This window comes from Thermococcus sp. ES12, from assembly GCF_012027515.1.
GTDB classification, from domain to species: domain Archaea; phylum Methanobacteriota_B; class Thermococci; order Thermococcales; family Thermococcaceae; genus Thermococcus; species Thermococcus barossii.
In genome coordinates this window covers 792,681-810,876 of sequence record NZ_SNUP01000001.1, presented here as the reverse complement: position 1 = coordinate 810,876, position 18,196 = coordinate 792,681, and the positions used below count along the sequence as shown (strand labels likewise).

Below are 18,196 nucleotides of genomic sequence, written 5' to 3'. Positions count from 1 at the left end.
AGTTTTTCTAATTAGAAATAACTTCTAAATAGAAAGCTTTATTAAGTAGAAATGCCAACGGTCTATGGTGAAAACTATGTCTGAACACAACCGAAGACTTGTTGAGAAGGCCGGAATAGACGTTGAGAAACTCCTGAACATGCTGCTGAAAGCTGCAGCCGCGGAGTTTACGACCTATTACTACTACACTGTCCTGAGAAACCACGCCGCTGGGATGGAGGGCGAAACTATAAAGGAAATAGTTGAGGATGCCCGCCTTGAGGACAGGAACCATTTTGAGGCTCTCGTTCCGAGGATATACGAACTCGGCGGGGAGCTTCCAAAGGATCTCGTCGATTTCTCAAAGATGGCATGGTGCCGTGACGCCTACCTGCCGGAGGAGCCAACGGTCGAAAACATCCTGAAGGTTCTCCTGGAGGCGGAACGCTGTGCGGTCGGTGTTTACACCGAGATATGCAAATACACCTTCGGAAAAGACCCGAGGACCTACGACCTGGCCCTGGCAATCCTTCATGAGGAGATAGAGCACGAGGCCTGGTTTGAGGAGCTCCTCACCGGCAAACCGAGCGGCCACTTCAGACGGGCCAAACCGGGGGAGAGCCCCTTTGTGTCGAAATTCCTGAGGTGAAAAGGTTATTAGCCTCCGGGTGTACTGTACTGGGGTGATACCATGCTCGCCGAAAAACCCTACCTTATCGGACGGGAGAAACCCCTCTCGAAGAGGGAAATCGCCCAGGCCCTCCGCTGGGCAATTGAGGCCGAGCTCGATGCCATAAGCTTCTACGAGCAGCTGGCCGAGCTTGTTGAAGATGAGAGGATAAAGCACATCTTCTACGACGTCGCCAACGAGGAGAAGGAGCACGTTGGGGAGTTTCTGGCGGCGCTCCTTGAAGTTGATGAAGAGCTCGGCAGGTACATGAAGGAAGGTTTTGACGAGGTTGAGGAGGAGACGGGAATAAAGGTCGAACTATGACCGTTTCCTTCCTCTTTTCCATCCCTTTCCTTCGATTCTCGTGCACTAAGCAGTAGTTTGATACACTGTTACGCTCAATGAAAAGCGTTATTAAGGTTCGATGTTCATATAGTTCTGGTGATGTGCATGGTTGAACCACTCGTTAAGAGGGCATACGAGACAGAAAAGAAGGCCGCTGCAAGCTACACTGATGGTCTTGGCCTCATCAGGGGCCAGGGTCTAAGGTACACCACGGTTGAAGAGGTTGTTGGCAGGATAGCCGTTGATACGATAATCCACAAACACCTGATGAAAGCCATCCTCGATGCCCAGAATGAGTTGGAAAAGCTCGCCGGCGAGGGGCCGATATCTGAAGTTAAGGAGATAAAGCTTTCTCCCGAGCAGAGGGCACTGGTTAAGCGCTTCGCCGAGATGCACCTTGAGATAGAGAAGGACATGATAGAAACCTATCAGAAGATGGCCGAGAAGATGACACACCCCCTGTTCAAGGGACTGGCTGAGGCGCTGGTCGAAAACGAGAAGGAGCACCACAAAATTCTGGCAGAGCTCATAGCGAAATATAAGGAGTAAATCGGTCACTGGAGCGTCCTGGTTAGCAGGCTCCACTCTTCTTTTTTCCAGACATCCTTCTCAGTGACGATGATTAACGTGCCGTTGAACAGAAGCGCCATGTCCCTGAGTGCTGAGAGCATCTTCAGAACACCCCTGAGGTCATTGTAAAGTCTCAGGAATTCTGGGGCCTCAACTATTACGATTCCCTGCTTACCAACGGCCCTCATCTCGTGGAAATACTGTGACGTGAGTTGAGTTATCTTGTAGAGGGACGTTGGCGGGATTGTGTTGGGCCCGTCGATTGACCTTATCCAATACGTTATCCATCCTTCCCCAGGTTCAATACCTCTCAAAAACGCAAGCACAGGGAATCCTTTCAGCCTTGGAGAGACCTCCTTGAGTTCTTTGAGAGACATGATGCGTACCCCAGCTGGGATATCTACTTTTGAGAGGCCATCCTCGGACCTGATTTTGTCCACGGCTAAGAACCGTCTGCTGTATATGAGCTCATAGTATGCGTATGCCGTTAGAACAGCCAAGAGTGCTGCCGAGTATACCACCATGTCATCAGAGATGAAGCCGTTAAAATATATCAGGGGATACACCATACTCGCCATTCCCGATATAACAATAACCATCCCAAAGAGCTTGGCTCTCTCGTGGTAGTACCGTGAGAGGAATTCTATGAGGACAACGCCTCCGATTAGGAGCAGGGCCCCTGAAACCGCATAGGTGTTGGCACAGCTCCTACTCATTGTGGCTTCGAGTGTACCGTATGCCGCCGGTATGAGGGGCAGGGTTACATGCATAGCGAGGGGTGACCGTCTTCCGGTTTCCTCCTCGACCAAAAGCAGTATTCCAAGGAGTGTGAAGGATGTGGCGACGCCCATTAAAATCGGAGCTATCTGAATTCCGTAAAAGCTGGGGATTCTCGCTGGTAGCGTGGCGCTCGTCAGCCACCCAAGGGACAGAAGGAGGGCTGATCTTCTCTTACTCTTGATAAACGCTCTCAGAAATACGAGGGTCATGCCGAGTTTGACAAACACTATAAACAATTCGAGGTTCGTTGTCATTTGAATCCCTCGCTTTCTACTGCCATTGTGTGGTATACTTATAAGTTTTACGTCCGAAGTATTCCATTCCATTTGAATAGTGGAAACATGAAGGAATTTGAAAATCAGGACGAAGAAAAGGGACCAAATCACGGACCGACGTGCATCATCTGGCTGTACATCTCCCAGTCAAGGAGAAGCTCGTACTCCGCTCTGAGAGTGTAGTAGTGGCCCTTCTCCATGTCGCTGAGATAGCGCATAAGCCTCTTCCTGTCCTCCGAATCGACCATTTCTTCAAGTTCCTCGTAGAAACGTGCCGCTATCTCCTCCGCCTTCATCGCCCATCGTATCAGGTCTATGATGTCCTGAACACCGCTCAGCTCTCTCGCGACCGGCTTCAGCTCGGGCCCTATGTGCTCCTTTGGATAAACAATCTCCTTTCCCGGGAACATGGTCTCGTACATCTTCCTGAGCAGTGCCTCGTGTTTGGCTTCCTCCCCTGCTAACCACTCTATCTTCTCTTTCAGGGCCTCAATTTCTACCCTCTCCGCGAGGCTCTCGTAGAACTTTCTGGCGCCTATCTCAGCCTTTATGGCCATGCCGAGGAGCTCCTCAATGGAGAACTCCTTAACCCTTTCGAGGGGGAGCCCCTCTTCAAGCTCTGGAACCATACATCATCCCTCCGCAAGTAACAGTCCAAGTTCATTGTAGACCTTTATCTTATTAAACCCTTCCCGCCTTAGAACGGAAACTATGCCGTCCAAAATCTTGCTTTGAACGTTGATGGCCAGCATCTGGCATGCATGGCACTCCGGTGTTGCACGGGCCATTAAAAGAAAAACCTCAACGGTGTTTTCTTTCACCGTTAAACCGTAGAGAAGACCCTCTTCCACGATGTTCAGCCCTGTTTCGGGGTCCTTTACCTTTTCCAGGATTCTAACAACTTCGGAAACTTCCGGTGGAAGGTTCCTCGGACCTCGTTTTGGTGTTTTTTGGGGTCTGAGAAAGTTAAAAAGGCTCAACTCTCAGACCTTCTCCTGACTTATGTCTTCGATGGTGTAGCCCTTTTTGTTCTCAAACACTCCAACGGGGTTGTTCTTGAGGTCGTAGACGTAGACGTTCTGGAACTTCACGAGGGCGAAGCGCTCGATGATATCGCCGATAATCTTGGAGTATGCTATCGCACTTGCTCCTGTTATGTTGTACTCTGCATGGCTCTCGAAGTTGAGCCAGACCTTTAGGGTGTCCTCTCCAACCTCCAGTCCGGCGACGACACCGGAGTCAAGAATATCGCCTCCAGTAACTGGGTCGGTTATCTTTGAGAGCTCGTCCAGAACCACCCGGTAGTGCTCCGGCCATTCCCTGCCCGGCATGTAAACCTTCATTTTTCTCACCTAAAGGCCTTTCTCGTGTCCAGTTATAAGCCTTCCTGGCCACTTCTGGGTATGGGAAGGTAGTCCGGAGAAACTGAAATGTACATTGATACCAGAACGGCAACCCACATAAGGACCGATAGGAAGTAGGGGGCAACTATAAGCGCTTTGACCAGCCCGGAGGTATCGTCCAGCCAGTAGCGGGTCCACGAGAAGATCACGATCATCCAGGAAGCGGCCACCAGGAGCCGTCTTCTGTTCCCTTCGGTTACCATTATCTGGGCGTTCATCAGAAGCAGAACCGCCAGAAACGGCCCCACGTAGGCTATGTCAACAGTCACAGTGGAGTAATGTCCTGCACCGAGTAGGCTGAGCATCAGGGCAACGCTCTGGAGGAGCAACCTCACGCTCACACCTTTAAAGCCCATATCGTAGAGGGCATAACCTATCATGGCGGGACCGATTAGTATCAGTGTGAGCATTGCCTGGCTCATGTTCCGACCGTTGAGCACACCGAGTGAAAAGCCCAGCGAGGTTAACAGCCCCCCAATAAGCAACAGGAGGGAGGACGTTTTCGATTCGCCGGTCACTCGCTCTATCTTCCGGCGTACCATCCATGTAAGGACAATACCAGCGAGAATCAAGATCCCGCTAACGCTCATTATTACATCATACCAAGGTTCCCTCATCTTTTAGGCATCCATCCAGTGATGCATTAAAATTGCTCCCAACATAGATAAACCTTCCGGATAAAAGTGGTAAGATATAAAAGAAGGGGGTTGGGGCACGGGAATCACTCGAGCGCGACCTCGTTCTCCCAGAGGCCGTGAATGTTGCAGTAGCTGAGGGCGTAGAGCTTGCCCTTCTTGGCAGTCCTGAAGAAGAAGACCGCCCTCGGCTCGGTCAGCGGGTCGCTGTGGTTGGTGAAGGCAACCCTGCCGACGAGAATCGGGAAGTTCTCCCCCTCGGGGTGGAAGTAGAGCTCTATCCAGGCTATGTGGTGCTCAGGCGTGTTCGGGTGTGGTATCTCCTTTCCAACAGAGACCTCGACCTTCACGAGGTCGCCGTCCTTCTCGTACTCTATAACGGGGACGTGCTTCTCCCCCTTCCAGTCCCCACTCTTTATGGTTCCGCTAAGCATCTCAACCACCTCACTCTATCTTTTCAAACATGTCCTTGGGAGCACCGCAGAGCGGGCAGACCCAGTCCTCGGGGAGGTCTTCAAACTTGGTTCCCGGGGCAATCCCGGCATCCTCGTCACCTTCATCCTCGTCGTATATGTAGCCGCAGACTATACACTTCCATTTTGCCATTTTTTCCACCACCCTAATGTTATTAGCCCGTCCTTATAAGGTTTGCGCCTCAAACTTGAGAAATGGGAAAGCGAAACGTTTACTCAAAGACCACGAACTTATCCCTGGGAGCACCGCACACCGGGCAGTACTCGGGGGCTTCGTCAACCGCTGTGTAGCCGCAGACCGGGCAGATGTAGACCTTCTTTATCTCGATATCCTTCCCGCTCTCGGCCTTTTCTTTGGCCTTGACGTACAGCTCGGCGTGTATCTTCTCGGCCTCCAGGGCGTAGTGTGTCGTCCTGACGGCGTCCTTCTCGCCCTGGAACTCGGCGGCGTTCTTAAAGACAGGGTACATCTCCTCAACCTCGTAGGTCTCGCCGTCTATTCCCGCCTGAAGGTTCTCAGGGGTTTTGCTCAGGTGTCCAAGGGCGATAAAGTGATTCTTGGCATGGACAAACTCGGCGTGGGCTATGGCCCTGAACAGCTTGGCTATGTTCGGGAAACCCTCCCTCTCGGCCTGCTCCGCGAAAATCAGGTACTTCATGTGGGCCATGCTTTCGCCAGCGAAGGCATCCTCCAGAAACTTCCGGGTCATTTTTCTTTCCACTACCATACGATATCACCAACAAACGGTGCTGCACTACCATCTTCGGGATTGGAGTATATAACGATTTTCCAAACCAAAGGTTTGACAACATCTGCACTTCAGTCAATAGGCAGTCCCTCTTTGATGGCTTTTTCGATCCGGAATGCTTTCTGCGTATTACCCAGGACAACGACTCCAACCGGCCGTTCACCCTCATAAAAAATCTTGACATCTTCGTCGAGCCAGCTCCCGGCACTCCCAGTTCTTCCGATAATCGCCACACCGAAGTCGGCGAACTTGAAGAAGGCCGACCTGAAGGAAAAGTCGTAGCGGTCGTCAGCGCCCCTCAGGAGATTGGCGAGAACCTTTGCCTGCTCCACGGCGGCCTTTGCTGTTCCCCTAACGACGCCACCGTGCTCGGCACAGTCACCTATCGCGTAGACATCCCGCGCGGAGGTTCTAAAGCGGTCATCTATGAGTATCCCCCTGCCAGCGTGGATGCCGCTCTTCACTGCCAGCTCCCTGTTCGGCACTATGCCAAAGGCACAGACCTTTAGCCTGCCCTGGATATAACCTTTATCGGTTTTTAGGCCCTCCTCGTCAGCCCATAGAGCGTTCGTTTCCAGATGGAACTCAACGCCCGCTCCTTCTAACTCTACCCTGATACGCTCGCTCAGATCTCCATCGAGGCCGAGCAGGGTTTTTCCTCTGTGAATTACCCTCACAGTGTAGCCCGCTTTGGCCAGGTTTCCGGCAAGCTCAAGTGATATGAAGCCCCCACCGAGGATCGTTATTTCCCCTTCCTCCTCAAGGCGCTCTTTTATCAGCTTTGCGTCGTTAAGCGTTCTGAGGGTTAATATGTGCTCCTTTCCCGGGATGGATGGTTCCCTGGCCCTTGCTCCGGTCGCTATAACGAGGGTATCGTAGGGTATCTCGTCCTTGTCTGTCACGAGAACCTTCCGGGACTTATCGATGAGCCTCGCCTCGGTTCCGAGCAAAAGGTTTATTCCTCTCTCCTCGTACCACTCCCTGGAATATGGGAAGAGCTTCTCCTCGGGAATGAAGCCCGCTATGTAGTGGCTCAGGAGAGGCTTTGAATAGTGGGGGATGTTTTCCTTCTCCACCACTGTTACGTCAAACTCCCCGGCCAAGCGCTTGGCCAGCTCGACCCCGCCCGGCCCGTTGCCGACTATGACGAGTTCCATTCTTCCACCTTCAAGAAATACTCAGGAGAGCCATGCTACGAGCTTCCTGACCCCTTCCCTGAGCCTCTCCTCGTCCTCCGGCCGGGGCATTCCCCTGCTCTCAACGGTGTCAACGTGGTCGAACTTGCTGCGCGTTATCAGTGTCTCTATCTTCTTGCCCGCGACACCGGCCCAGCCGAAGGCGCCAACGATGAGGACGGGCTTTTCATAGTTGGCTTTGTCCACTATCTCATAGAGGGCGTACCTTATGCGCGGGTGTATCTCGGCCTCGTAGGTCGAGGCGCCGATGATTATCGCATCACTGTCAGGGACTTCACCGAGTATGTCGCTGACAGCTGGTGCCTCCTTGTCTGTGAATTTGTAGACGACTGGTTTCAGTCCGTGCTTCCTCAGCTCGTCTAGGACGATGTTCATCCTCCTCTCCACGAAGCCGTACATGGAGTCATAGATGACAAGGACCTTGCCCTTCGTGGTCTTTCCTGCGCCGACAGCTTCGTAGTGTTCGAATATCCTCATGGGGTTCTTACGCCAGATGAGGCCGTGACCTGGGAGTATCATCCTGGCCTCCTCGACTATGCCAAGGCTCTTGAGCTTCTTGATGTTCTGGACGATGTACTTGTGGTAGTGTCCGATGACGGTGACTATGTACTTGGTTACGTGGGGGAGATAGCGTTGGACGACCTCTTCATTGCTGTCGTCGATGGTCTCGGGGATTCCGTAGCCGCCGCCGGCGTCGCAGGAGAAGATTAGCTTGTCCTCGACCACGTAGGTTATCATCGTGTCCGGCCAGTGGAGCCAGGGGACGGTTATGAAGCGGAAGGTCCTGCCCCCTATCTTCATCTCCTCTCCATCTTTGATTGTGTAAAAGTTCTCAACGACTTTCTCGCCGTAGAATCCCTCCAGGAAACGCTTGGCGAAACTCGTGCCCATGAGCTTGGCTTTGTAGCCGTTGGCCTCAAGGAAGGCCGGCAGCGCCCCTGTGTGGTCGGGCTCGGTGTGGTGGATTACAACGTGGGTTACCTCCTTTGGATCGACCAGCTTTTCGAGGGCCTCCATGAAGAGCTCCGTGTATTCCCTCTTGCTCAGGTCGAAGAGAACCACGGCATCTTTGAGCTTCATCAGGTAAGCGTTGTAGGTTATCCCCTCGGGGATGTCCCACGTTGCTTCGAAGTACTTTATCCTGTCATCATCGACCCGGATTATGTAGAGCTCCGGATCCTCAAGAATCCTTTCAACTTTCACATCGGGCATTCCTATCACCGAACCTATTTGGTGCGGAAGGATAAAAAGTCTTTCTTGACCAAAAAGTTAAGGACAGAAATGGGTAAATTAAAAGCTCGAACGATCAGGCGAAGGTAACGCTCCTGTCCTTCAGCGAGCGGTTCAACAGGTCGGCGTGCTCCAGGGTGACCTGGTACTCGGCGAGCTTCTCCAGCTTTATCTCACCGTCCTCAAGGAGTATTCTGTTGACGTAGACCTTACCCTCGTCGAAGCCGACGGTGTATACGAAAAGGTCTTTCTTGCTCAGGTACCCCTTTATCTTCTCGTCCTCTAAAGCTTTGGCAAGACCGCCGGCGGCGAATATCCTGACATGAACGACGAATGCTCCAGGAACGTCCTTCTCGGCGAACTGTCTCAGGGTCTCGACGAATACCTCCGTGGTCTCCTCTATTGGCGTTTCGCCACCGAACTGGAGGACGGTGACCTGTGGAGCGAAGGCCTTCACACGCTCCGCTAGCTCGGCCTCCTTGCCCTTCTCCGCGAGGAAGTGGTAGGTAACGCCTCCGCTCAGTGTCAGGAAGGTAGCCTCGGTCGCTGTGGCTATGCTGGAGCAGATTATGTTCCTGCTGGCAACGACTGCCACCTTGTTGAGGCCGAGATCTGCCAGAGCCTTTCCAACGAGCCTTCCGGTCAGGGCCCTCAGGTATACCTCCTCCTCAAAGGTGGTCTTGGCCATAACATCACCTCCCTACCCACTTCTGCGGATTTTTTATCAATTCTGCATATCAAGGTTCGGAATAAAACTCTTTCGGTTTTCCTAACAATATTTTATGCCTCTAACAATTCGGGAATGGAACTCAACTTGAAAAGTCAGGTTCAAAGGATAAACTTAAAAGGTTTGACTTTCAAATAGAAGTGGTGATGAACAATGCTGAGTGAAAGGATGCTTAAGGCTCTCAATGAGCAGGTGACGAAGGAACTCTTTTCGGCCTACTTCTACCTTGGCATAGCGGCCTACTTCAAGGAGAAAGGCTTTGACGGCTTTGCCACCTGGATGGAGGCCCAGGCCGAAGAGGAACTCGGGCATGCGATGAGAATATACGATTACATATTCGACCGAGGAGGCAGGGTCGAGCTGGGAAGGATTGAGAAGCCGAAGCAGGACTTTGAGAGCCCGCTGAAGGCCTTTGAGGCGGTTTATCTGCATGAGGTCGGCGTCACCGAGTCCATCTACAGGCTCGTGGACATCGCGGAGGAGGAGAAGGACCGCGCGACATACCAGTTCCTACAGTGGTTCGTGGAGGAGCAGGTCGAAGAGGAGGCCACCGCCAAGGCAATCGTGGACAAGCTCAGGATTATAGGCGACAATCCGAACGGCCTCTTCATGCTCGACAGGGAGCTTGGCCAGAGGGGCCCGAAGCTGAGGTCACTGCTGATGCAGCCCGGGCAGTGATTCTTTCTTTCGGTTTTTTCTGCAAAGAGGGATGAATAAAGAGGCGCTCAATCCCGTAGGACTTCAAAGACTTCTTCCAAGTCGGGCACTTCCCTTATTGGATACACCTTGAAGAACGCTATCTTGCCGTTTTCGTCTATGAGGACGTTCGCCCTCTCGGAAAAGCCATCCTTCTCACGGAACAGGCCGTAGAGCTTTGCGACCTCCCCATGCGGCCAGAAATCGCTCAGGATTCTGAGTTTCTTAAGCCCGATGTGTTCGGCCCACGCCTTCTTGCTCGGTACTGCATCGACGCTTATCCCCACGGGGACAGCGTTCAGGCCCTCAAACCTCTCATGGTTTTCCTCAAGGGCTTTCATCTGCTTCTCGCATATCCCTGTCCAGGCGAGCGGGTGGAAGGACAGCAGAACCTTCTTCCCCCTGAAATCGCTCAGTCTGAAATCCTCACCGTTCTGGTCCTTCAGAACGAAATCCGGGGCGTTTTCTCCAACTTTCATAACTCACACCTCCAGAGCCTTAAACTGCCAAAGGGCTAAAAAAGAAAAGTTGGGGTTTCACAGCTTCTTACCCTCAAAGAACCTTTCTACGAGGTCAAACCTCGGCTCACGATCCCAGAGGGGCTTTTTGTCTGTTCTGTAAGCCGGGACACTCTCCTCAAAGGTCAGCCTCTCGTTAATGTAGAATATCCCCAGCGGTAGCGGGTCTGTCTCTATCGCGCGCTTGAAGGCGGCCTTCCTGTCGTGAGGGTCATGGTCGTCCATCCAGTAGGTGTGCTCCCTGTACCAGGCGTAGGTATTCACCTTGTTGAAGCTGACGCATGGGTGGAGGATGTCAACTATAGCCAACCCCCTGTGCTGAATTGCCTTCTTGATTATCTCTACGCTTTCCCTGAAGTAGCCCATGAAGGTTCTTGCCACGAAGGATGCGTTCATAGCTACCGCCAGGGCCACGGGGTTGAATGGCTCTTCAAAAACTCCCCACGGCTGGGTTGGGGTCTTCATCCCGACCATGGTCGTCGGGGAAGCCTGTCCCTTAGTTAGGCCGTATATCTGGTTGTCGTGGATAAGAACCGTTATGTTCGGGTTTCTCCTTATCGCGTGGAGCAGGTGGTTGCCGCCTTCGGCGTACATGTCGCCGTCTCCACCCTCAGCTATGACCGTCAGCTGGGGGTTTGCCGCTTTGAGGCCGGTCGCTATGGGTATCGCCCTGCCGTGGAGCGTGTGGTAGCCGTTGGCGTTGATGTAGTGGGGCATCTTCGCAGCCTGTCCTATTCCGCTGATTATCGCCACCTGACTCGGCCTCAGTCCAAGCTCAGCAAGGGCTGAGATGAGTATGTTCCTTATGCCGAAGTTGCCGCAGCCCGGGCACCAGGCGACGTCCTCGCTTCCCGGCCTTCTGGGTTCAAAGGCCTCCCTGCCAGTGGGCAGATTCATTCTATCACCCCCTTCAGGGCATCAAAAATCTCTTCCACCGAAAACGGCCTCCCGTCGTACTTCAGAACCCTGTGGTGAACCTCAACGCCCAGCTCCTTTCTCAGCAGGTCGGCAAACTGGCCGGTGATATTGCTCTCAACGGCGATGACCGTTTTGCCCTCGAAGAACCGCTTTGTCTCCGGGTTGAGCGGGTAGACCCAGCTGAAGTGGAGAAGAGCCACGTCGTTCCGGTTGAGCTTCTCAAGGGCCTCCTCAACGGCGTGAAGCGCTGAGCCCCACGAAACGACGAGATACTTGGCGTTCTCGCTTCCCCTTAGCTTTGGAAATGGGGCGTTCTCCCTTATCGTTTCGAACTTTCTAACGGCTCTCTTCTCCTGCATGAGCCTTGTGAGCTCCGCATCCTCCGTTATATCGCCCCACTCGTCGTGCTCGTTGCCGTTGGCTATGACGACCTCCTCGCCGTAGCCTGGAACGGCCCTCGGTGAGATTCCATCCTCGGTCAGCTCGTACCTCCGGTAGCCGGGCTTAGCCTCAATGATGTACCTCTCGAACTTCACCCTTCCAACGTCAGGCTTGGGCAGGTTGTAGTAGGTGTCGACGAAGTACTGGTCGGTCAGAATTATCACCGGAACCTGATATCGGTCGGCGAGGTTGAAGGCTTCAGCCGTCAGGTAAAACGCCTCTTCCATGCTTCCCGGGGCGAGGACAATCCTTGGAAAGTCTCCATGGCCGGCGTAGAGGACGAGGTTTAAGTCCCCCTGCATGGTTCTCGTTGGCAGGCCAGTGGCCGGCCCGGGTCTCTGGGCAAGGTGTATTACGACTGGGTTCTCCGCCATTCCGGCCAAGCTTAAAGCCTCACTCATGAGGGCAAAGCCGCCGCCAGAAGTGCTCACCATCGCCCTGGCTCCCGCAAACCAGGCCCCAAGCGCCATGTTTATCGCCGCTATCTCGTCCTCCACTTGTTCAACGACTATCCCGAACTCTTCTGCCTTCTGCGCCGCGAAGGTTGAAACTCCCGTGGAGGGACTCATGGGGTAGAAAGACAGGAAGTTCATGCCCCCGGCAAGGGCCCCTATTCCCACCGCTTCCGTGCCGCTCAGCAGAATCTCGTCTCTGACCTTCTCGTCCCTCTCGACTTCCACCCTTATCGTTCCCTCATCACAGAGCTTTTTCCCTAAATCGTAGCCTTTCCTTGCAGCTTCAATGTTTTTCTGGACGATTTTTTCGCCCTTGTCCCCAAAGCGCTTCCCTATGTACTCTTCCACCGCCCCGAAGTCGCCGTGAAAGAGGCCGACTATCAGGCCTGCCGCGGTCGTGTTGAGATAGAGCTGACTGCCGGTTTCGAGGGCGAGTTTTGTAAGGGGCACCTCTACGAGGTTTACCTTCCCAAGAAAGCTTTCCTCAACGTTCTCCCGTTCTCCAAGGACGATGGTGCTGCCGGATATCCTGTCGGAAACCCAGCTCAGAACGCCCTGCTTGAAGGGGACGAGGATATCTATGCGCCTCACGAAAGCTCTAACGCGCCTTGAAGAGACCCTTATCTCGGTCGTGTTGATTCCGCCCCTCACGCGGGACATGTACTCCTTGTTGGCATAGACGTGGTAGCCGGACCGCTTTAGCGAGTACGTCAGAATTCCCTCAACGGTCTGGATTCCCTGTCCGGCCGCTCCGCCGAGAACTATGGAGACTTCATCACGGAACTCAACCATGAGGCACCACTTCCAGGATCGCTCTTCCCGTGGGTTTGGCATTCGTTAACCTCTTCAGAACTTCCATCACAAAACAAAAAATCCTCCGCGGGCGTTTTCGAACAAATTTGTTCATTTCTAACCACCAACATGTAATTATGCCCAAACATATATAAAGCTTATCGATTAAGTTTAGATGAGTGCTATGGCTGGTGAGAAAGGAGAACCTGGCGTGGCAATATTTGCCGGCGGCTGTTTCTGGTGCATGGAGGAGGCCTTCGAGAGGTTTCCCGGAGTTATTGAGGCAATTTCAGGCTACACCGGTGGATGGGTGGAAAACCCCGCCTACGAAACAGTCTCCTCGGGTGAAACGGGCCACCGTGAGGCTGTAAAGGTGGTCTATGACAGGGCCCTGGTCTCCTACAAGAGGCTCCTTGAAGTTTTCTGGAAGAATATCGACCCCACTGACCCCTATGGCCAGTTCGCAGACAGGGGCGAGCAGTACAGGACGGCGATTTTTTACCTTGGAGATGTGCAAAGGACCCTTGCGGAGGAATCAAAGAGGAGAATTGAGCTTTCGGGAATCTTTGACGGGCCGATAGTTACAGAAATCCTTCCAGCGGGAGAGTTCTATCCTGCTGAGGACTATCATCAAGGCTACTACCTCAGCTTTCCGAAGCACTACAAAAGGTACAAGATGTACTCAGGGAGGCTCGGCTTCATAAAGGCCGTCTGGGAAAGAAACGGGCACTTCCGCCTATTTCCTGAGAGGGAACGGTACTGGCTCGGCTACAGGAAGCCAAGTGATTCCGAGCTTAGAAGGCTTCTTACACTCCTCCAGTACGCCGTCACCCAGCTGGGAGCAACGGAACCACCCTTCAGGAATAAGTACTGGGACAACGAGGATGAGGGGATATACGTGGACGTGGTCTCGGGAGAGCCGCTCTTCAGCTCCGCCGACAAGTTCGACTCCGGTACGGGATGGCCGAGCTTCACGCGTCCCCTGGAAGAGTGGGCGGTGGTGGAGGCGGAGGAGTGTGAAGGGCTCCTCTGCGGTCGTGAGGTTAGGAGTCGCTTCGCGGGCTCTCACCTCGGCCACGTTTTCGAGGAGCCCACCTCAACAGGGAGGCGCTACTGTATAAATTCCGCCTCCCTGAGGTTCATCCCCCGCAGTGAGCTGGTGAGGTACGGCTACGTGGCCTACGAGGGGCTCTTCAAATAAAAAGAGAGGCTCAAAGCTCCTCTATGACTCCCCTGACGACCTCAAGGGGCTCCTTTATTATCTCCAGCACGTCGTCGGCGGTGTTTATGGCGACGTAGGTTTCGCCGTTCTTCTGATAGAAGAGCACCGGGCACGGTGCAAAGGAGCCTATCTCGTAGTCCTCCTTCGTCATCTCGTAGAACACCTTTGGGTTGCACACCCAGAGTATCCTGTAGGGCTCCATATCAGCCCCGACCTTGGATTTAACGACGTCGCTCGGGGTAAACTCAAGAACAACCTTGTAGCCCTTCTCCTCCAGCTTTGCCTTGAACTTCTCCTCGGCCTCTTTGAGGCCCAGATTGAGTTTCCTCCTGTACCTGTACATCAAATCACCTCCTCAAAGGGTTGAGAGCGATTCAAAGAGCGAGCTCCAGAGCTTGAGAGGAGTAAGCTCCGTCAGCATCAGCAGGCCTAGGATGATGAGTACCGCCCCAAGGACAATTTCCCACTTCGCCTTGGCGCCTCTCTTCAGCGACAGCCGGTTCGAGAGGACTTTTCTGTTTACCCACCCGCCGAGGTCCTTCGATGCTGTCAGCAGGTAAACCGTCAGCCCCATCCCGAGGCCGTAGGTGCCCATTACAACAACCCCGCTCAGTGTGTCCCCGCTCAGGGCAGCAGTTATCACCGCGAAGCCGACGTATGGCGCTATGCAGCCGAGCCACGTCGCTCCCAGAGCAGAGCCGAGGGCGAAGTCATACGCCAGCCCCTTCCTGCCGGCCATCTTATCCGCCGGCGAGAAGCTCAGGTACCTCTCGAGTTTGGAGCTGAACCTCTCGCTGACAAAGCTCATGCCCACCACGATGAAGCCAATCCCCCCTATCAGGTAGAGCGCCCCCTGTATCTGGGAAGCGTAGGAGCCGAGGCTTCCAACGAGCGCTCCGAGTAGGGCGAAGGAGACTATCATCCCGGCTATTATCGCCTCGACCTTCCTCCTTGCGAAGGTCAGGGAGAGGGTTCCGACTATTACCGGGAGGACGCAGGGAGAGAACACGCTGACGATTCCCGCGGAGAATATCGGCAGGAGAACGGCCAAGCTGAGGTTGCTTCCTCCGTTCGCGGTTTCTGAAACATCTTGGGCACTCGGAGGCTTTTGGTCATCGGACTGGATAGCAGTTTGGGTTTCTTCCCCTTCCGTTGCCTTTTCGACGAAGTGAGTCAGCCCCTCCGGGCTCAATGCACCCACGGCGACACCCTTGAGGACCCTCGTCCCGTTCACGGCCTGGAATATCACCATCGTTGGCGTTCCCGGGACGCCGACGCTTATTTCCTCCCCGGGGTTTTTGGGCCTGTAGTAGCCTGCATTGTCCGGCTGAATGACTATCACCGGGTCGTAGACCCTGTAGCGGAGAGTGGTTATTGAACGTCCCCGGTAGACATCCACCGAGACGAGAACAAGTCCGTCTAGGGCTTTCCCTGCCTCTTCGCTTGGAAAGACGTTCCTCTTCATGTACTGGCATGCCGGGCAGCTTTCGGAGTGATAGAAGACGAAGAAGTACCTTCCGCTGTTCGAGGAAACCAGCTCCTGGAGTTCCTTTTCGGTTGTGACGTCATGGAACGACAGGTTCCCGTATTTGACGGTCCCCGCGCTGGCCAGTGGTATGAAGAGCGATAGAACCACGAGCATTAAAAGTGCCCTGCGCACCCCTTTCACCTGAAAAAAGGTTGAAACGACATTTAAAAAGCATTTTTTTGAAGCTTTTTTCATCAAAATGTCACCGGAACGTAGTCTTCTTCTAATAAGTTCGGCAATTATCGCACCGACGTACCCGACTCTGGAGTTCTTTCCAAGGATCTCTTCGAAGCCTTCCTCTTCGGCTATTCTCCTGCATGCCCTCGGAAGCTTTCTCAGTTCTCTGAGCCGTTCTATCCATCCAATGAAGCGTTCGTTTTCCCTCGCAATTGCTCCTTCAATGGGACCGAAGAGCACCACTTCGACGTCCTCCGTCCACCCGTTCTTTATTGCGTTGACTGCCCACATAAAGCCGGGATTGCCCTTTCATCCGGGCTTGATATTATGATCAGTACCCTCATCACCCACCTCCGCTGTGCCGAGGTGGGCTGCAAGTTCCTTCATGTCCGATGCCGAGATTTCAGCCTCACCTGCGATGACGTTTATCCTTCCGCAGTCGTACTTGGTGCACAGCCCTATGCATCCCTCCACGCTCACCTCGTAGCCAGCCCTCCTGAGGACGTCAACGACTTCTTCAAGCCTTTCGCCGGCACAGAATTTGCACACCCTAGCCTCCACCTGCTCCACCAGAACTTTCTACTCCAGCCCCTTTATGGCGTTTATTTTTTGCACTGTGAAAAATTCGATGGAAGAACGGTTGACACAATGGAATCACTTCCACGCTTCACCAAAGCGGTTGTGGCTCACCTTCCCCCACTCAAGGACCTCCTCACCGCGGGGCTCTTTCCTCTCGGCCGGGTAGCCGACGCCTATTATGCACACCACTCGGTAGTTCTCGGGAATTCCAAGGAGCTCCCTCACGTATTCCTCCGCGGTCCTCTTCTCATCGTTCATTCTGTTCCTTATCTGCACCCAGAAGGCCCCCAGCCCGAGGTCGAACGCCGCCAGCTGTATGTGTTCTGCTGCTATGCCCGCGTCTTCCACCCAGACGTCGCTTCTGCTTTCGTCGGAGGTAACAACTATCGCCACTGGTGCCGTTGCCAGACCGGAGGCGCCGAGCTTGGCCGTTGAGAGTGCCAGGAGCTTTTCTCTATCGTCAACTAAAATGAAGTGCCACGGCCTCCTGTTGAAAGAACTCGGTGACAGGAAAGCCGCCTCAAGGAGCTTTTCCACAAGTTTGCGGGGAACCGGCCTCTCCTGGAAGCGCCTCACGCTCCTCCTTTTTCTGAGAACATCGAAGAACTCCATGCCACCACCGAGAAGGATTTCCTGAAAACCCGTTTAATACCCTTTCCCAGCTTTGGTATTTCCCAGAACTGTCCAGAACTTTTGGTTTTCAAAAGCCTTTTTTGAGGGCTTTAAAACTTCCCAATGGTGAGAGCATGGTGGATGTAAAAATGGACTTTTCGAGGCACTTCCCGATCATAGGAATCGAAGGACAGAGGAAGCTGAGCGAGAGCACCGTTGCAGTAGTGGGGGCGGGTGCACTGGGCAGCTGGGAGGTTTACTTCCTCCACAAGCTCGGCGTGGGGAGGATAATCGTTATCGACAGGGACTTCGTCGATGAGGGCGACCTTCCTAGGACTGTATACACCAAGGAGGACGTCGGAAAGCCGAAGGTCGAGGTGCTAAAGGAGAAGTTCGGGGTCACCGGTCACTTCGAAGACCTGAACCCCGGAACGGTAAGCCTGCTTGACGAGGCAGACCTTATAATCGACGGGACCGACAACATCTATACCCGCCAGGTGATAAACGACTACGCAGTCAAAAACAACAAGCCGTGGATTTACGTGGGTGTTCTAGCAACCTACGGCAACATAATGCCGGTAATCCCCGGAAAAACCGCCTGTTTCCGCTGCCTGATGCCCAAGCTCCCGGAGAGGCCCCTGCCGACCTGCGCGATAGCAGGTATAATGAGCTACGTACCGAGCTTTGCGGCATCTCTTGCCGTTGCACTGGCGGCGAAGATACTTCTCGGCGAGGAGGTCGAGAGCGAGCTGTTCTTCTTTGACCTCAAGAACATGGACTTCGAGAAGGTAAAGATACCGAGGAGAGAGGACTGTCCCGCCTGTGTGAGGAAAGAGCTCACCTTCCTTGAAAAGCGGATAAAGGTCGAGCACATGTGCGACGGCTCGATGCAGGTAACACCCCCAGAACCGATGAGCATAAACCTCGACGAGTTCGCGGAGCGGCTTGAGAAGCTCGGCATCGAGTACCTGAAGACAAGCCAGTTCATTCAGTTCGAGGACGACTACGCCGAGATACTGGTGTTCAAGACGGGCAGAATGGTAATTCAGGGAGCTGAAGATGAGAAGGAAGCCAAGAACTTCTTCGCCCGCTACCTGGGTGGTTGATGTAACCGAGGACGTCTGAATAGTCCCACAAGTCCTAAAGGCCCTGGGATAGGGAGGCCTTCGGGATAATGCTTGCCCTTTATTACTCATATCTGTGAAGAAAGGTTTTAAAGGTGTACG

The 18,196-nt window shown here is 53.7% G+C and carries 24 protein-coding genes; 6 read left to right on the top strand and 18 right to left on the bottom strand.

The genetic code is table 11. From position 1 onward, the window contains the following. The first annotated feature begins 76 nt into the window (after positions 1–76). From dps to E3E37_RS04545, 3 genes are all read left to right on the top strand, one after another. Positions 77–628: a DNA protection during starvation protein gene (gene dps, locus E3E37_RS04555; protein ID WP_167715458.1), complete on the top strand. Its 552-nt coding sequence runs from the start codon at positions 77–79 to the stop codon at positions 626–628. A gap of 42 nt (positions 629–670) precedes the next feature. Continuing rightward, positions 671–973 (top strand): ferritin family protein, encoded by a 303-nt coding sequence (locus E3E37_RS04550; protein WP_167715131.1) that lies wholly within the window; start codon positions 671–673, stop codon positions 971–973. A gap of 120 nt (positions 974–1,093) precedes the next feature. After that, positions 1,094–1,543, top strand: coding sequence for a ferritin family protein (locus tag E3E37_RS04545; protein WP_240921919.1), 450 nt, complete (start codon positions 1,094–1,096; stop codon positions 1,541–1,543). Between the two features lie 5 nt (positions 1,544–1,548). Here the strand turns inward: E3E37_RS04545 and E3E37_RS04540 are convergent, their stop codons facing one another. From E3E37_RS04540 to E3E37_RS04490, 11 genes are all read right to left on the bottom strand, one after another. Continuing rightward, on the bottom strand, positions 1,549–2,598 hold the full coding sequence (locus tag E3E37_RS04540) for a DUF835 domain-containing protein (protein ID WP_167715129.1): 1,050 nt from the start codon (positions 2,596–2,598) through the stop codon (positions 1,549–1,551). 128 nt (positions 2,599–2,726) lie between these two features. After that, positions 2,727–3,248: a ferritin family protein gene (locus E3E37_RS04535; protein WP_167715127.1), complete on the bottom strand. Its 522-nt coding sequence runs from the start codon at positions 3,246–3,248 to the stop codon at positions 2,727–2,729. Between the two features lie 3 nt (positions 3,249–3,251). After that, the gene (locus E3E37_RS04530; protein WP_088864769.1) at positions 3,252–3,599 is read right to left on the bottom strand and encodes an iron-sulfur cluster assembly protein; all 348 of its coding nucleotides are present in this window, start codon (positions 3,597–3,599) and stop codon (positions 3,252–3,254) included. Positions 3,600–3,602: 3 nt separating this feature from the next. Continuing rightward, complete coding sequence (locus tag E3E37_RS04525) at positions 3,603–3,962, bottom strand: iron-sulfur cluster assembly protein (RefSeq protein WP_167715454.1); 360 nt, start codon at positions 3,960–3,962, stop codon at positions 3,603–3,605. 32 nt (positions 3,963–3,994) lie between these two features. Further along, entirely contained in the window at positions 3,995–4,564 is a 570-nt protein-coding gene (locus E3E37_RS04520; RefSeq protein ID WP_167715126.1) for a hypothetical protein, read from the bottom strand. 179 nt (positions 4,565–4,743) lie between these two features. Next, on the bottom strand, positions 4,744–5,091 hold the full coding sequence (locus tag E3E37_RS04515) for a class II SORL domain-containing protein (RefSeq protein WP_167715123.1): 348 nt from the start codon (positions 5,089–5,091) through the stop codon (positions 4,744–4,746). A 10-nt stretch (positions 5,092–5,101) separates the two neighbouring features. Continuing rightward, a complete protein-coding gene (gene rd / locus E3E37_RS04510; protein ID WP_088180549.1) occupies positions 5,102–5,263 on the bottom strand; it encodes a rubredoxin in 162 nt (53 codons plus the stop codon). A 79-nt stretch (positions 5,264–5,342) separates the two neighbouring features. Next, positions 5,343–5,858: a rubrerythrin family protein gene (locus tag E3E37_RS04505; RefSeq protein ID WP_167715121.1), complete on the bottom strand. Its 516-nt coding sequence runs from the start codon at positions 5,856–5,858 to the stop codon at positions 5,343–5,345. A gap of 92 nt (positions 5,859–5,950) precedes the next feature. Then, a complete protein-coding gene (locus E3E37_RS04500) occupies positions 5,951–7,036 on the bottom strand; it encodes an NAD(P)/FAD-dependent oxidoreductase (RefSeq protein ID WP_167715119.1) in 1,086 nt (361 codons plus the stop codon). A gap of 21 nt (positions 7,037–7,057) precedes the next feature. Next, positions 7,058–8,287, bottom strand: coding sequence for an FprA family A-type flavoprotein (locus tag E3E37_RS04495; protein ID WP_167715451.1), 1,230 nt, complete (start codon positions 8,285–8,287; stop codon positions 7,058–7,060). Between the two features lie 94 nt (positions 8,288–8,381). Further along, positions 8,382–8,993, bottom strand: coding sequence for a hypothetical protein (locus E3E37_RS04490; protein WP_167715118.1), 612 nt, complete (start codon positions 8,991–8,993; stop codon positions 8,382–8,384). A gap of 192 nt (positions 8,994–9,185) precedes the next feature. Here E3E37_RS04490 and E3E37_RS04485 point away from each other — a divergent pair, with 192 nt between their 5' ends. Beyond that, on the top strand, positions 9,186–9,710 hold the full coding sequence (locus E3E37_RS04485) for a ferritin (RefSeq protein WP_167715116.1): 525 nt from the start codon (positions 9,186–9,188) through the stop codon (positions 9,708–9,710). A 47-nt stretch (positions 9,711–9,757) separates the two neighbouring features. On the opposite strand, the gene E3E37_RS04480 is transcribed toward E3E37_RS04485, so the two are convergent. From E3E37_RS04480 to E3E37_RS04470, 3 genes are read right to left on the bottom strand one after another with little or no spacing between them, the layout of a single operon-like run. Further along, positions 9,758–10,207 carry a peroxiredoxin gene (locus tag E3E37_RS04480; protein ID WP_167715114.1) on the bottom strand — a complete coding sequence of 150 codons (450 nt, stop codon included), beginning with the start codon at positions 10,205–10,207 and terminating at the stop codon, positions 9,758–9,760. A 57-nt stretch (positions 10,208–10,264) separates the two neighbouring features. Continuing rightward, positions 10,265–11,143, bottom strand: a complete 879-nt coding sequence (locus E3E37_RS04475) for a thiamine pyrophosphate-dependent enzyme (RefSeq protein WP_167715111.1) — start codon at positions 11,141–11,143, stop codon at positions 10,265–10,267. Beyond that, positions 11,140–12,852 (bottom strand): 2-oxoacid:acceptor oxidoreductase subunit alpha, encoded by a 1,713-nt coding sequence (locus E3E37_RS04470; RefSeq protein ID WP_167715108.1) that lies wholly within the window; start codon positions 12,850–12,852, stop codon positions 11,140–11,142. Before E3E37_RS04470 ends, E3E37_RS04475 begins: the two co-directional genes overlap by 4 nt. A 184-nt stretch (positions 12,853–13,036) precedes the next feature. On the opposite strand from E3E37_RS04470, the gene msrA reads away from it, so the two are divergent. Next, positions 13,037–14,053: a peptide-methionine (S)-S-oxide reductase MsrA gene (msrA, locus tag E3E37_RS04465; RefSeq protein WP_167715449.1), complete on the top strand. Its 1,017-nt coding sequence runs from the start codon at positions 13,037–13,039 to the stop codon at positions 14,051–14,053. Positions 14,054–14,063: 10 nt separating this feature from the next. Here msrA and E3E37_RS04460 read toward each other — a convergent pair whose 3' ends face one another. From E3E37_RS04460 to E3E37_RS04440, 4 genes are all read right to left on the bottom strand, one after another. After that, positions 14,064–14,417: a DUF302 domain-containing protein gene (locus tag E3E37_RS04460; protein WP_167715106.1), complete on the bottom strand. Its 354-nt coding sequence runs from the start codon at positions 14,415–14,417 to the stop codon at positions 14,064–14,066. Positions 14,418–14,429: 12 nt separating this feature from the next. Further along, on the bottom strand, positions 14,430–15,734 hold the full coding sequence (locus E3E37_RS04455; RefSeq protein WP_167715447.1) for a cytochrome c biogenesis protein: 1,305 nt from the start codon (positions 15,732–15,734) through the stop codon (positions 14,430–14,432). Between the two features lie 354 nt (positions 15,735–16,088). Next, entirely contained in the window at positions 16,089–16,340 is a 252-nt protein-coding gene (locus tag E3E37_RS04445; RefSeq protein WP_167714343.1) for a hypothetical protein, read from the bottom strand. Positions 16,341–16,433: 93 nt separating this feature from the next. Further along, a complete protein-coding gene (locus E3E37_RS04440; RefSeq protein ID WP_167715104.1) occupies positions 16,434–16,970 on the bottom strand; it encodes a nitroreductase family protein in 537 nt (178 codons plus the stop codon). Between the two features lie 134 nt (positions 16,971–17,104). Here E3E37_RS04440 and E3E37_RS04435 point away from each other — a divergent pair, with 134 nt between their 5' ends. Further along, positions 17,105–18,076 carry a ThiF family adenylyltransferase gene (locus tag E3E37_RS04435; RefSeq protein ID WP_167715102.1) on the top strand — a complete coding sequence of 324 codons (972 nt, stop codon included), beginning with the start codon at positions 17,105–17,107 and terminating at the stop codon, positions 18,074–18,076. Positions 18,077–18,196 lie beyond the last annotated feature (120 nt).